Below are 13,500 nucleotides of genomic sequence, written 5' to 3' on the forward strand. Positions count from 1 at the left end.
AAACCAGATAATTAACTTGCCCTGATATTTTATCGAGGACAACCTCGTTAATATCGCCAATATCTTCTCCAGAAGTATTCTGAACTTTGACACCAGTTATTTCACTGGCTTTGACTACATTACGATTTTCCATTTTTAATCCTCCATGATGGCATCCATTGGGGTTAGTCTTTTGCTTCGCATGTTATTTTGGTGCAATCTCGGCAGTTTTTAGCAGCAAAATCAAAACTGGATGCGGCTGAATTATGGCTTTTTTCCATTTGTTCATCGGCAGCCTTATCCGAGGCGACATCACTGCTACTTGCGTTGGTGGTGCATACCCAATTTGTGGTCATATCTGTGGTTGACGCTGCAAAGACGGTGGAAGTACCGAGTACAAGCAAGACCATTAGTAATTTTTTCATTTATTGCTCCTTAATAAGTAGAATTATTTGTCCTGAAAATCTTTAACTACTTTCTCTACTTCCTCTTTGGTGTAGCCATAATGTTTTTGTAATTTCCCATAGAGCTCTTGATGATTTCCTTCAATTTCTTTGTAATCATCATCTGTAAGCTTACCCCAGGCTTGTTTCATTTTGCCTTTTACCTCTTCCCACTTTCCTTGAAAGATGTCCTTGTTCATAATAAATACTCCTTTGGGTTTGTGAGACAAATAAGTTTCGTGCATAGCAAATAGTACTGCTCATATATTTAGAATATGCGCGCAAATAACCACACAAGAATGAGAATGCTAATCGGGACACCTAATAACCAGGCAATGACATATTTCATGACTTCCTCCATGAGCATCATAAAATGTAAGTATAGGGCAAATTTTTTACTTTTTGTGAAAATGAAACAAAAATGATTTTAATAGTGAGTATCTATTGTAACGATGAACGATGAATTATTTAATTTTTTATTTTCTACTTACAGTAGCCATACGCTGTTATTCATCTTTCTTATCGATCAGATCTTCAATCAGGTGAACGTTGTTAATGGAGGAATCAGGGTAGGTGCCTTAAAAGATTTAATAGGAAAATATAATCAATGATTCCTTCGCAACAAATAGGCCGATCTTTTTGGTAAGTTTACATTCGAATCAGGGTTAATACTTATCTTATTGGGTGTTAATTTGACAAATCGTTTAAGCCTATTATCCTTAAAAGGATGAGTTGAAATATGAAACGTTTATTCTTTTAGGAGAACAATAATGAATGATATATACGATAAGGGAGAAGAAATAAAGAATAAAGTGAACGACTTATACAGTAACACTAAAGAAAAGTTATCTGATGCGTATGAAGGCACAAAAGAAAGAACAGAAAAAATAGTCGATGATATAGGAAATAAAGCCTCGGATTTATATGAATCAGGAAAAGAAGGAATGCATTGCGCCGAGGAATCTCTAGAAGAATGCGTTCAGAGTATGGCTCGCTGTGTCAGAAAACAACCTCTTACTTCTATACTTATCGCCGCAGGAGTAGGGTATTTGTTTGCAAAATTTGTTAAATAGGCACTGAGCGCTCAGTATAAATAAAAATAAAGAGCGTTTAATTTTCTCAAATTTGATAATGACTTTGTCTTGATTTTGTTGTTAACGTAGCAAGTTATCAAAATATATCTCTGATTTATGTGATGAATTAATAGAGGGAAACGCACTTTTTATCTGAGTAAGAAGGTTCCTTACACGGTGACTTCGCGTCGCTTACCGCCAGTGGAGCTTTAATGCGCCATTGGCACATCGTGTTATCGCTTAACTCTATAAACAAAAATCGCTCCGATCTATCTCGGTAGCAATCATTCACTTGGTGATAACTTCATACCGCTGGTTTTGTAAACCATTTTATCAAGAAAGCCCTTTATACCGGATATATCCTATACTTAAACTAGAACTAGTTATATTGGAATTAATTATGAAAAAGCATCCTTTTCAAAAAGGTATTGAAAAATCTAATGAAGAATTAATAGATACTAGTTTGGGAGGTTATCGTAACTCAAAAGAAAAAAGTATTCCTAATAAGGGAAAAAAAGAAAAAAAACCTAGCTCTGCTGCTAAATGAAATTAGCAACCCACCTACTTCCTATGTTGGAGTTATATTAAATTTACAATTAGATGTTATAGCTCCTTTCGTGATTTTTTCAGCTGCCGTTTCTTTAAAGAATCATAACCAACCTGAAACTAAGAGTAATGGTATCTTTGGGCTTCCGATAAATAAAGTACAGTTTAGCTCAAAGTTAAATTAATGATGCTTTAAGTTCCTATTTTGGAAAATAGATCTTTCCTAATTGGAAAGTTAATAAATTTGAACTAATTTTTATTTTAAAATCAGTTAGGTTAAAAAACTTTGGCGTGTTTGAGTATATTTAGCGAATGTTTTCATTAGATAAACAAACTGGTACTATTATGATCAATTACTCATTGTATTAAGGTGCTACATGCCAAAGCAAATTCACTATCTTTATAGAACGAAATCCGTATTTGATTTATGTAATCAAGACAATATAGTTGAACTATATCAAATGATTTCTACTGAAAATTTTCTGGCAAATATTCAATTATCGGAAGATGGAGAAGTACGATTATTGAATGAATGTACATTAGATCAGATTAGAATATTTAAAAGGGCATTAATAAAAGAAATAGAAAAGAAAAATTTAAATCCTTTCTTTAAGATCTATGTTCTTAACATATTTGAATTACATGAACTTAAATGTGCAATAGAAGACAAAACTCATTTATCGGACTCTTATCCCAAAGAGAAACAAAAAATGCTTGAGAAATTAGATAAAGCAGTGGCTGAGCTTAAAATTCTAAACAGCAGTAACGAACCAGGTATTCAAGAACTTGAAAAAAAATGCAGAGAATTAAACGCTGAGAGAAATAAATATGAAACACTCCAAATTGTCGTGCTTCTACTTACGCTGTTAGCGCTTGTTCCCTTGGGATTTATGTCATCAATTGCTTCTTTACTAGCAGGCCCTGCAATATTAGGGGTTGTCTTATTAGAAGTAAAATTGTTTCAACCAGGAAATCATTCCTACACTGATAAACTAGAGGAATTATATGCTGAACGTCACTCCTTAAAAGAACCTATTTATAATTTAGAGAGGGATATCAAATCAAATAGAAGAGCTATAGCTTTATTTGATTCACTACTATGTGAAGCCGATAAGCAAGTACAAAAATTAAAAGAACAACAAATCAAATTAGAAAAGAGGATAGCTAATTTTAACATCGAGCAATTGGCCCCCTTTAATTTAGAGAGCATGTTATCTAAAAAAAGCATGTTTAAAGCAGAGGACACCACAGTATCTTTCGAAAATGTTCCTGAGGAAGAAAAGTCATTGGATCAGCCTAAGATTGTGTAAAGAATCTCAGCTTATATTTTGCGTTGTTTTCTCACCAGAGCTAATTATTTTAATTTTAGAGGTGTTCCAATGGGTGTAAGAATATTAAGAACATATATTTACTGCACAGCAGCTACTAATGACCAAACTCGATTAGTAACATCAAATAGCGGACTTCCAGTTCCTTATAATAGCGAAGTAGTCGTTGAGTTTCCTAAGGATATGAGTGATGCGGAGATTGAACTTTATTTGGAACAATTAAATAAAGGAACGTCTGACTTTCTTAATCCAGAATTTAAAAGATATGTTATCGTGTGTGGAGAAAGAATTCCTGTCGAGTTGTATCAGTCATATCAGCACGCTCCTATGCAAGATAAACCATTTAGTTTAAAAGTTCAGCAATGGTTAGACGGACAAATTTCCCAAAGGGGAGAAGAAGTTGTGCCAATTATTAGTAGTACAATTAGTACTGCCTCTGCGACAACCACTACTTCTAGTAGTCTCAATTCTACTGAAATAGATGAGCGTTTAAGTTCGTTGATTAGGAGTTCTCAAGCAGCAATTTCTAGCACATTAATGAACACAACTATTTCTAATGGCCATAGTCCCGAGCGAATAGAGGAGATTTTAAGTTCGTTGATTAAGAGTTCTCAAGCAGCAATTTCTAGCACATTAATGAACACAACTATTTCTAGTGACCACAGTCCCGAGCGAATAGAGGAGATTTTAAGTTCGTTGAGTAGGATTTATCAAGAGGAGATTTCTAGCGCATTTACTATGGGAGATGATTCATATCACACCACCATGTCCGAGGCGCACGAAAATCAATCTGGGATAGTGGCTGATAATGAAAAATTACCATCACTTGATAAAGAAACCCAAGACGAACTAGACGTTGAGAGTGAATTCCGGCCTGATCAAGAGGAAGAGTCAACCGAAATGACACGGTTTGGGGCAAAAGCAAAACGCTTAGTGGGATTAGACATTGCGGAAGAGCCCTCTAATCCAATGATAATTAATCAGCTAAGAAATGTCAGGCAGAAATGGTTTAAAGAGGAAGTAGCCCGAATTGTTGAGAATCATCGATCAAATATACTTAGCTCAGACGGAGAATATGCGATAGATTTTGATACGATGCAAGAAGAGGTTGAAGAAAGAACACCCGGATTATATAAAGCGGTGCATAAGGCGAAGAAAAAAAGAGCTTTCCCGGTTTCGATGGTTGATTTAGACCGAGAGGATGCCCGAACCACCGAACAATATTCCAAAGATTGTAAGAGTTTAGCGAGTCAAATTTGCCAAAGAGCCTTAAAAGAACTTCAACAAGAAGCTGACGCTGACAAGATAGTAGTATTATTCTCTCGTGGAGAAAAAGGACAGCCTAGTGAGAAAGTGATTAAGCCAAGGGCTAATTACGCCGTTGGTGTTGGCAGTTCCATAGAAGGCAAGTATGACTTAGAGGTCAGACGATGGCATCAAAAGCGCGATTATTTTTTCCGGCCTACGCCTGATTATAATCAAAAGCAACCAACGGGAAGAAAAGCTATCCTTGATGATGCGACTCAATCAACTTCAGTTCAAGGAGCAGAGGAAAGGCCGGCTAAACGCAGAAAGCTTTATCTTAAAAATCAGCGCCCGAGATTCAGCTTTGATGTTGACCTCTACCTCGATGGGAAGCAGGAGCAGTTCTCCTCTCAGCAGATTGCGGAAATATGGGGACACAAAAAATTCTTAGGAAAACCTGATTCTTTTCACCTCACAAGATTGAAATCCCTCGTTGAGGAAACCAATGAGGAAAAAGAGTTTGTTTTTAGACCCTAGCTTTTTGAAGCTGGGCTTTGCTCAGCTTCATTTAATTGAGTGTCGGCTGGGAATCTGACAAAAAGGAACCATTTTTGTTCTAATTTTTTTCAGAAAAATTGAGTTTGAAGGTGCTTAGACAAACCTTGAGATTTAAGGCTCCGTTGCAAAAAAGATTCCGTGCTGGAAAAGGGGTATACGGGTGTTGTAGGAAGTTTCGTACTTTCCTGCAAAGAACCCCTCTAAGGATTACCCATTAACAAGTTTCACTTGTACTGGGAAATTTACTCTTTTCCATGGGGAATGGAAGTTGGCCGAAATGGAGTTTTCACAAAAAAACACAGTAATTTTTTGATTGTCTTGGGGAAGGGGATTAGTGTTCCGAGGAGACAGACCACATCCTTGTGGCAGTGCATCGTCCTTGATGCGTTCAAATAATCCTTATTAAGACATCCGCTGTCATTCCTCGTACTGAGTTAATCATAGCCAAGAATTGTATTGAGTTAAACTCATAATAGCGCATAATCATGTAAGAGATTTCTTAATTTGCACATCATGGGTTCTTAGGGCCTTCTCTAATTTTTTTAAGAAATGGGAAAAGTCTTTTCTTTGATTTTTTTGAGATTCGTGTCATTAGCAGGCAACATCACGAGTTGTTCTTTTATGGCCGTCAGTAATAATTTTTCTTGAAGGTTATAGGAAAGTAAGGATCGCTGATTGGAAAAATAAAGTTTCTTCTCTGAAGGAACTTGAAAAGTTAGTTTGGGGATTTTGATTTTACAAAAAATCTTGAGGTTATAGGAAATTCAAAAGAAAAAAGGAATTATTTTCTACAGTATAAACCAGGTCTTGGCGTTGGCTGTTTTGCACGAGCTGGGCAACTGATTGAGCAGGTGGCGGTTTACCAGGAATAAATTACTTAAGACTTTTAGCATGGTGAATACTATGTGCTCCAGTTCTCATCTTGAGCAGAAGCTTTTTCAGGGTAAGATGCATACTGATAAAAGGTTATATTACAATGCATTAGTGTAACACGGGACTCGACAGGTCGCCGACTCCGCTGGCCTATGCGCCAACGGCGCCTTGATTTGCTATGTTCTGTTTTAAGTGAGCTGAGCAATTCTTTGAATAGTTGATTTTGCAGTCCTGCCGTAAAACAGTCGCACTAATAGAAATATATTTAGCCTCTCAAATTCATCCATACCATAGATACCTGAATCAAACGCGTCCAATCCTCCTAGGGCAAGGATTTGCTCCGAGGAGACAAGGGCAGAAATTTTTTTCACTTCAGACTGATATTATGACGCCCCAAAAGAGTGAAACGTAGTTTTCCGGCATTTGATATAACCCGATACTTACATAAAATGAGAGATGTTTTCTTCCTTAAGAAAGCAGGCCTCTAACCAACGAAGTGAGAATCCTTGACAAAAATTACAGCCCAGGACTTGTCTGACTACTCGACTCGCCATCTACTTTAAGAGACTTATTGGCTTCCTTTTCTACTGAGCTTTGGCGTTTGCGTTTCATTAGAGAAGAATGTTGCTCTTCGAAAAAGCAGAAACTGTTTTGCTGAATTAATAAATTTTGATTGGCCCTCTTATCTTGTTCATGCTTAATAAGCTTAGCAATTTCATCATTTCCTTTAATCTGTGCAATATCTCCAGCCGTGACTTTTATATCATTGGGATCCGATTGCGTTTGGATAAAATTAACCGCTCTGGAAGTCGCCTCATTTCCCACCAATTGAGCAAAATCGTATAAGTCATCAATTGAATCCAGGCAAGATATATCAAGATTAATATCGCCGGCGTTTATTAATTGTTGAACTGCTTCGATATTGTCTAATATTACTGCCAGAAATAGTGGTGTTGCATCTTCATGCATTAAATTGACATTAGCGCCGGAGTGTATCAAATAAGCAAGAACCTCTATTTGTTTTTTTTCGACGGCAACAAAAATTGGCGGAGAGATATCTTCACTGAACGCCAAATCCAGATCCGCTCCACCCTCTACTAAAGCTTTTACTGCCTCAAAATGCCCATAGTATGTTGCAACATAGAGGGGGGTTTGTTGCTCATAAAATGCATTAAGATTAGCCTCATAAGAGGAAAGTTTTTTGATAACCTGGTCGTGATTATAGACTGCTGCAATAAAAACGGCTGTTGCTCCATTTTCATTCGCCTCCTTTAAATCTACTCCAAGTGAGCCCAATACATCAATAACGTTCGCATGACCATTTTTCGCTGCGAGATAGTGCATCGTCAATCCATCACTGTTTTTTGTACTCAGAGAACTGTTGGTATAAAGTTGGGTAATCAGTGCGGCATCACCCTTTATTGCCGCAAGTTCAGCTAAATAAATTGCTTTTTCAGGCTCAGGAATGGCTCTTGATTTACTATGTTCTTCTTTAAGTAAACCTAATGATGTTTTGAGTGATTGATTTTTCTCTTCTTGCAGGCCTACTGTAAAAACAGTTGCGCTAATCGCAATAGGTATAGAGCCAGAAACGATAGCAAAATCTTCGTGGATTCTACGAATTAATTCTGATGTTGAACCCGCAGGAAAAATTTGCGAAGGGTATGTATTGATGTCCATAAATTTCCATCCATACCCTGGGGTGTATGTGAGGGCATTGGTGTGATTTGCGGTGGATAGAGCCAGTCCTATAGTATCTTCCGAGGACAAATCACACCTCTTGATCAGCTGTTCTAATGAATCCAAATATTTTTTAAATTCATCCTGGTAATAAATGTCTGAAACAATTTCGTCTAATCCCCCGAGAGCGAAGATTTTTTCTGAAGAGGCAAGGGCAGAAATACGTTTCACTTCTGGCTGATGATATACCTCCCCAAAAAGTGAGGCGTACTCTTCGGGCATTTGATATAACCCAAGGCTTACGTAAAATGCGGGGATCTCAAGTAATTGCATATCTTTTGGAGTCCGTTCTTTTATCGGCTTTACTTGAGCTTTATTAATTGCCGCAGCAATGGTATCCAGTTCATTGACTATCTTGCTAATTCGAGCATCAAAGATATTTTCTTCCTTAAGAAAGCAGGCTTCTAGCCAGCGAAGAGAGAATCCTTGACAGCTACCAATGGGGCTGACTTTATAACCTAGTTCTTGTTGCAATGTTTCGATTGCCTTATGGATATCCATCGTATTCCCAGAATTTGTAAAAGGAAAATAATAACGGTTTATTATTAAGGTTCACTTAAGAAAAGAAAAATAATTATATAAAACATACTCTGTGAAACTGACAAGTCGCCGACTTCGGCGGCCTGAGCGCCAACGACGCCTTGAGGGCCAATACCACATGCCTCAGCATCTAGGAGTTGTAAACCAGGATATTTTGCCAATACCCTAGCACCCTCATCGCCTAAAGGCAGTGAAACGTAGATGTGCCGAGGCAATATCCGGTATATTACCTAAATCGCTCGTTCAAATAAAGGTGAGAAAAATGGATGGTTTGAACGAAGAAAGGAAGCGCTCCGTATATTAAATGAGGAGGCAAGCCAACTTAATCATTTATTACAATCTACAGAGGCTGATGAGAGTCAGCGCAGAACATATGAGCGCCGATTGGTGGAAATATCTGATCAAAAAAAGCGTATATGGAAAAATAATCCTGAGTGGTTGCATTCCATGGCCGATTGTTTGGGAGGTCCGCTTGCTAAATATATGTAATAAAAACGAGGTACTAAGTTCTTGGTTGTCCGTGCAGTTGGATGAAGATGGTTTGATTAGTCCCGATATTGTAAACAAAGAGCAGTCCGCCACGATAGAGGTTACGTCGTTAGTAAAATATGGGTTATTTAAAGAAAATAAATTCAATATAAATCTTCAACAAAATGATTTACCAGATATCGAATCAGAAAGGCAAGGGATTACTATTTAACTTTATAGTGTGATCAAATAGGTCAGTCACTTAGCATTTATCAGAAAGGTTAAAATTGGATCTCAATGTGTAAAATACCATTGCCCATGTTTTTTTTATGATATGATTGTGCGTTTTTTATAAAATCGTATTATGTAATGGAGCAAAGATGACGGTATTTGAAGAAAGTACACAAATAGATCTTAGAGGGCCAAGAAATCAGCAACAGGTGTCTTTAGATGTTGTTTATATTATCGCTGATTTTCTTCAAGCCAAGGAATTAGGTTTATTTGCTCAATCATCGAGGGATTTTTTAGACATTGCCCAACATGTTGCGAAAAAAAAATTATCAGTTGCTTCTACGTTCCCCAACCTTATAATGCATAAAAAATCTATTTCATTGTGTGATTCACAAAAATCAGCATTATCCAGATTATTTTTTTCTGACAACAAAATAACACATCGACTTAATGGAGTTGTCGCCATAAGTGGTGATGAATCCTGCAATCTTATGTTAAAGTCTGATGGGGCAGTTCATACCTATAGCTCTTTAAAAAGTGAGCAGGTAGAGGGACTCCCTCAAGACGGTACTATTGCTTCAGTTTATGCACGCTCAGGTGCTTATTATGTTTTAACAACCACAGGAAAACTATATTCCTGGGGAAAAAACGACTACGGACAATTAGGAAATGGCACTACAGAGGACACGTCTATTCCTCAGTTAATCGAGTTTACACCAGATCGCAGAATTACCGCAGTTTCGGTTGGCTCATATCATGTTTTAGCTATTGATAATGAAGGTTTTATCTATAGTTGGGGCAATAACGAGTACGGACAACTTGGGCATGATTCAGAAAAGACATTATTCTCTGTGCCCAAACAAATTACTTTTTTTAATGATAAAAAAGCGATGCAAATTTATGCACATGATTTTCATAGTTTTGTTTGTTTATGTGATAAAAAAGTCTTTGCGTTTGGTTACAATCGTTATAACCAGTTAGGATTAGATAAGGAATATGCTGAGTGTCATAAACCCCAAGAGATTCAAGCATTGAGAAATATGTCTGTTGTTATGTTAGCTACAGGTCAGAGTGCTACTTTTGCCTTAACGTCACAAAAAAAGCTATTAGCCTGGGGAAGCGGGGTGAATAATAAAGTTCCTACAAAATTAACCGCGTTAAATGGCAAAGCAGTTAAATGTTGTGTTGCTTATTATAATAGTACTTGCTTAGTTCTTACAGATAAGAACGAAATTTATTTAGTTGCGAACAAATCTAAAAGAAAAATAGAAGATACAACACTACGAACTGAGCTTTTACATCATAATAGAGCGTTAAGAGAGCTTTCTTTATTTAATGGTTTAGCAAGCGATTGTTTAAAAAAAGCAGATAATGTTTCAGCTAAGTGCGCGATCTTATAACTCTTTGTAATTTCAATAATAATTTAAACAGTTCCTCGTGGCGAGGCATCGAAATTTATTGAACAATGACGGCTTAATGACGTCACCAAATGGATTAAATTTTACTTGATAAATAAATAAACTTTTTGTGGCCTCTTTACGGCATAAATTGTTCTGATATTATAGTAACTGCGCAAAGGAAAACTCATTCGGAACGGTAATTTACACCTGGTGAGCTGATACGATAAGGAGTGTTTTTTCGCTTAATGTTCTGGTTTTCAGCCTAATTAAGCCCTATTTAAAAGATAGTTGATGAGTAATACCAATGTCTGCCACTCCATTTGAAAGTGAATTAGCTAAATTGCGACACGAAATTGGCTCTATAAGCCAAGAAGCTTCTTCTTGTTTTGCACCAGCCGCGCCCACAACAACTCAGCTTTGTGAGCTTGCTAATGGGCTTAGCTTCTCAACCTATGCAATCAAGAATACAATTAATGCCATTAAAAAACAGCTTAATGAGCCAAACCATAAGATCGGTGAGTCTCAAAAATATGAGGCATGGAAATTACTTTTTACCTACTATCAATTAATCGATAAAAACAGCACCTTGATTGAACAAATCATTAATGAACGTCAAAGTAATAATTATCTTTTTTGGGATGCGCTAAATGAAACTAAAAAAAATTTAGCGGTAATTTATGATTTAGTTCTCGAAATGGACTTTAAAGCGAAGCATCTTTATCGTCGTAGTCTTTCACCTGTTGAACTTTCCAGTCCGCTTCTTCAACAATCCTCGGTTAACGAGCGAGCAAAAAAACCTGGTTTTATTGATAAAATAATTACACGTCTTTGTCTGCGGGTAGTGACTAATGTAATCCAAAAAGACGCAGATATTGCTGATAATCTTAAAAAAACGCTGCTTTTTGCTCCCAATGACATTCATAATTATCAACTGCGCGTGGACAAAAAACACACCGTACAAGCTATTGAATACCGTAATCCTATTGCTACTGATCAATGGCTTATTGTTGTTGGTGGTGCTGGAGCTGCGTACACCGACATGTTACCCATTGCTCAAGAATTGGCTGTCCGTAATCATTACAATTTTCTCGTTGTCGATTATCTGGCAAAAAAGCCAACTTCATTTGCAGATCCTGTGAACACAATTTTAGCCGCGGCAAACTTTTTATTGGAAAAAAAGGGGGTTCAACCCAAAGATTTAGTCTTACTGGGACATTCAAATGGAGGCCGCATTGTACGGCAAGCAGCCGCTCAGCTTTCTGGTTGTAGTGTGATTACCAACAATACCTACACCAGTTTGGAAGAAGTCATCATTAATCATGTGTTGCATGCCACTGAATCACTTAAAAGCACGGGTTTGTCACTGGGTAAGCACAGTGAGGAAATCATTAATGCAGTCAGTACTTTTTTTGAAAAACATCATTTAGATAAAAAAGTACTGAGTATCTTGCGCAACGCCCTGGAAAAAACGGCGAGCGACTACCAATCAGCAGCAGCTAAGATCAAAATTCCAGACAATAAGCATGTTGCGGTTTATGTTGCACCTGCAACAGCTCATGATGCAGCGGGTAAGAAGTGTGCTAAATCCGGAGGGGATAAAATATTATTTGATGCTATTGAGGGTAAAAATCAGGCGAAAAAAGCAAAATTGGCCGCTCCCGGACAGCATCAACAGCTCAAAGAAAAAGACCGATTTTTTAGTCCTGATAAACCAGGCATTAAGGGCATAAAATACAAAGACAGTCCTAATCCCCAGCAAGATGGGCATTATACCGTGATTAAAGGGATCTCGGAGGAGGCAAATACCCATAATGTTATCGATGCAGAATTATTAAGCCTTGCTCTTACTGAGTTAAATCAATTGAAAACCTATAGGCCATTGACTCTAAGAGAGCAATTTGCTGTTTTATTGGAAAAATATGACCTTTCCGATGCGGCTGAATATCTGTTGCCACCTTCAGGAATTGAACTCACCTCAGCAGAACGCTTCTTACTACTAAAGGCCATGGTGCGATTCATGAAGGAGCCGGCTAGTGCCGAGCTACCGACACAAATGCAACTTATGCGTCTTTTCCAAGCAAGTGATGTTGCCGCCGATATTATCAGTGCATATGAACCGGCTTTAAATAAGATGATCTGGGGTGATAATCATAACGAATGTAAAACAGGCATGAAGTTTCTTAAAAATCGCCTTAATACGTTAACGGAACGTGCTTTAGCTCCCGAGCCATACTTACATGGCAACGGTTCCTATCTAAATATTAATTTAGCAGATACTGTCCTGCGACGATTACAAAATTATCATGCTAAACTGCCTCAAGGGCTTCTGGCGGAATACACTGCACCAGAACAAAATAAGTTAGAAAAGCGCCATAGATTATTTTCCCAGGGAGTAACTGTTTCTGATTTGGATCTGACCTCAATCCGTTCACATCATTATGGCCTAGTTCGGGCTTAATCCAGTTAACCCGGGAATACACCAGCCTAGCCCTATAGTTTCCTTTATAATCAAATGGAGCGTTTTTACGCTCCATTTGAAATCAATCAGGTGCAGTGCACTCCCTTATAAGGATGGCGTCGATCGTTTCGGTAGCTCCTCAGTTTCTTGAATAACTGTTAAAAGCTCTTCTGCTATCTTGGGAAAATAAAGGTTTAAAAGATCTGCTACTGATTGATAATGAAAGCCAGTCCCTGTTTTTTCAATGAATGGTTCCTTCTCTGACAAGAGCTTTTGTGCGTTTTTATCTAATGCAAATAATGTAGCATTGATAGCAAACTTGGGTTGTTTTAATTGGTTATCTACCTTTTTTATGGGCTGGGTAGTTTTCTTGCTAAGCACATTCACTTCTGGCGAATGATAATTATCTGTGGCGGGTTTAGAATTTAAGCTTAATATATTTTTTTTGAGAGCAACTAATGTCGTGAATGCCTCTTTTAGTAGCGGATGTTTTTTAAGTTCTTGGGCAAAATCAGGATACGAAAGCCGAAATGATATCGCGCTCATCATCGCTTTAATAATCCCTATGATAATGTTTCAGAGCGCTTATTGATCGTGCTATTGAAGCAGGTTATGTGA

At 37.5% G+C, this 13,500-nt stretch carries 12 protein-coding genes; 7 read left to right on the plus strand and 5 right to left on the minus strand.

Going from position 1 to position 13,500, the window contains the following annotated elements; genetic code table 11:
• From E1P08_RS13715 to E1P08_RS13725, 3 genes are all read right to left on the minus strand, one after another.
• Positions 1-133: PRC-barrel domain-containing protein (locus E1P08_RS13715; RefSeq protein WP_133137584.1), on the minus strand; the 133-nt coding region annotated here is incomplete at its 3' end.
• Between the two features lie 31 nt (positions 134-164).
• Positions 165-404, minus strand: a complete 240-nt coding sequence (locus E1P08_RS13720; protein WP_133137585.1) for a hypothetical protein — start codon at positions 402-404, stop codon at positions 165-167.
• A gap of 23 nt (positions 405-427) precedes the next feature.
• On the minus strand, positions 428-622 hold the full coding sequence (locus E1P08_RS13725; RefSeq protein ID WP_133137586.1) for a CsbD family protein: 195 nt from the start codon (positions 620-622) through the stop codon (positions 428-430).
• 570 nt (positions 623-1,192) lie between these two features.
• Here E1P08_RS13725 and E1P08_RS13730 point away from each other — a divergent pair.
• The 4 genes from E1P08_RS13730 to E1P08_RS13740 all read left to right on the plus strand — a co-directional run bounded on the left by E1P08_RS13730 (position 1,193) and on the right by E1P08_RS13740 (position 5,151).
• A complete protein-coding gene (locus E1P08_RS13730; protein WP_133137587.1) occupies positions 1,193-1,495 on the plus strand; it encodes an ElaB/YgaM/YqjD family protein in 303 nt (100 codons plus the stop codon).
• A gap of 400 nt (positions 1,496-1,895) precedes the next feature.
• On the plus strand, positions 1,896-2,042 hold the full coding sequence (locus E1P08_RS17235; RefSeq protein WP_165485191.1) for a hypothetical protein: 147 nt from the start codon (positions 1,896-1,898) through the stop codon (positions 2,040-2,042).
• Positions 2,043-2,418: 376 nt separating this feature from the next.
• Positions 2,419-3,351 carry a hypothetical protein gene (locus tag E1P08_RS13735; protein ID WP_133137588.1) on the plus strand — a complete coding sequence of 311 codons (933 nt, stop codon included), beginning with the start codon at positions 2,419-2,421 and terminating at the stop codon, positions 3,349-3,351.
• Between the two features lie 69 nt (positions 3,352-3,420).
• Positions 3,421-5,151 carry a hypothetical protein gene (locus E1P08_RS13740; protein WP_133137589.1) on the plus strand — a complete coding sequence of 577 codons (1,731 nt, stop codon included), beginning with the start codon at positions 3,421-3,423 and terminating at the stop codon, positions 5,149-5,151.
• A 1,410-nt stretch (positions 5,152-6,561) separates the two neighbouring features.
• Here the strand turns inward: E1P08_RS13740 and E1P08_RS13745 are convergent.
• Positions 6,562-8,286 (minus strand): ankyrin repeat domain-containing protein, encoded by a 1,725-nt coding sequence (locus E1P08_RS13745; RefSeq protein WP_133137590.1) that lies wholly within the window; start codon positions 8,284-8,286, stop codon positions 6,562-6,564.
• 511 nt (positions 8,287-8,797) lie between these two features.
• On the opposite strand from E1P08_RS13745, the gene E1P08_RS13750 reads away from it, so the two are divergent.
• The 3 genes from E1P08_RS13750 to E1P08_RS13760 all read left to right on the plus strand — a co-directional run bounded on the left by E1P08_RS13750 (position 8,798) and on the right by E1P08_RS13760 (position 12,882).
• Complete coding sequence (locus E1P08_RS13750; protein ID WP_133137591.1) at positions 8,798-9,025, plus strand: hypothetical protein; 228 nt, start codon at positions 8,798-8,800, stop codon at positions 9,023-9,025.
• 148 nt (positions 9,026-9,173) lie between these two features.
• Positions 9,174-10,424 carry an RCC1 domain-containing protein gene (locus E1P08_RS13755; protein WP_133137592.1) on the plus strand — a complete coding sequence of 417 codons (1,251 nt, stop codon included), beginning with the start codon at positions 9,174-9,176 and terminating at the stop codon, positions 10,422-10,424.
• 304 nt (positions 10,425-10,728) lie between these two features.
• On the plus strand, positions 10,729-12,882 hold the full coding sequence (locus E1P08_RS13760) for an alpha/beta hydrolase family protein (RefSeq protein WP_133137593.1): 2,154 nt from the start codon (positions 10,729-10,731) through the stop codon (positions 12,880-12,882).
• Between the two features lie 105 nt (positions 12,883-12,987).
• On the opposite strand, the gene E1P08_RS13765 is transcribed toward E1P08_RS13760, so the two are convergent.
• Entirely contained in the window at positions 12,988-13,431 is a 444-nt protein-coding gene (locus E1P08_RS13765) for a hypothetical protein (RefSeq protein WP_133137594.1), read from the minus strand.
• Positions 13,432-13,500 lie beyond the last annotated feature (69 nt).

The organism is Legionella rowbothamii (genome assembly GCF_900639985.1).
In the GTDB taxonomy this organism is placed as follows: Bacteria; Pseudomonadota; Gammaproteobacteria; order Legionellales; family Legionellaceae; genus Legionella; species Legionella rowbothamii.

What these genes read in the sequence shown, in the direction of transcription:
- E1P08_RS13765 (WP_133137594.1), bottom strand. Translation starts at nt 13,431, where the DNA reads ATGATGAGCGCGATATCATTTCGGCTTTCGTATCCTGATTTTGCCCAA.
- E1P08_RS13745 (WP_133137590.1), bottom strand. Translation starts at nt 8,286, where the DNA reads ATGGATATCCATAAGGCAATCGAAACATTGCAACAAGAACTAGGTTAT.
- E1P08_RS13740 (WP_133137589.1), top strand. Translation starts at nt 3,421, where the DNA reads ATGGGTGTAAGAATATTAAGAACATATATTTACTGCACAGCAGCTACT.
- E1P08_RS17235 (WP_165485191.1), top strand. Translation starts at nt 1,896, where the DNA reads ATGAAAAAGCATCCTTTTCAAAAAGGTATTGAAAAATCTAATGAAGAA.
- E1P08_RS13755 (WP_133137592.1), top strand. Translation starts at nt 9,174, where the DNA reads ATGACGGTATTTGAAGAAAGTACACAAATAGATCTTAGAGGGCCAAGA.
- E1P08_RS13720 (WP_133137585.1), bottom strand. Translation starts at nt 404, where the DNA reads ATGAAAAAATTACTAATGGTCTTGCTTGTACTCGGTACTTCCACCGTC.
- E1P08_RS13725 (WP_133137586.1), bottom strand. Translation starts at nt 622, where the DNA reads ATGAACAAGGACATCTTTCAAGGAAAGTGGGAAGAGGTAAAAGGCAAA.
- E1P08_RS13730 (WP_133137587.1), top strand. Translation starts at nt 1,193, where the DNA reads ATGAATGATATATACGATAAGGGAGAAGAAATAAAGAATAAAGTGAAC.
- E1P08_RS13735 (WP_133137588.1), top strand. Translation starts at nt 2,419, where the DNA reads ATGCCAAAGCAAATTCACTATCTTTATAGAACGAAATCCGTATTTGAT.
- E1P08_RS13760 (WP_133137593.1), top strand. Translation starts at nt 10,729, where the DNA reads ATGTCTGCCACTCCATTTGAAAGTGAATTAGCTAAATTGCGACACGAA.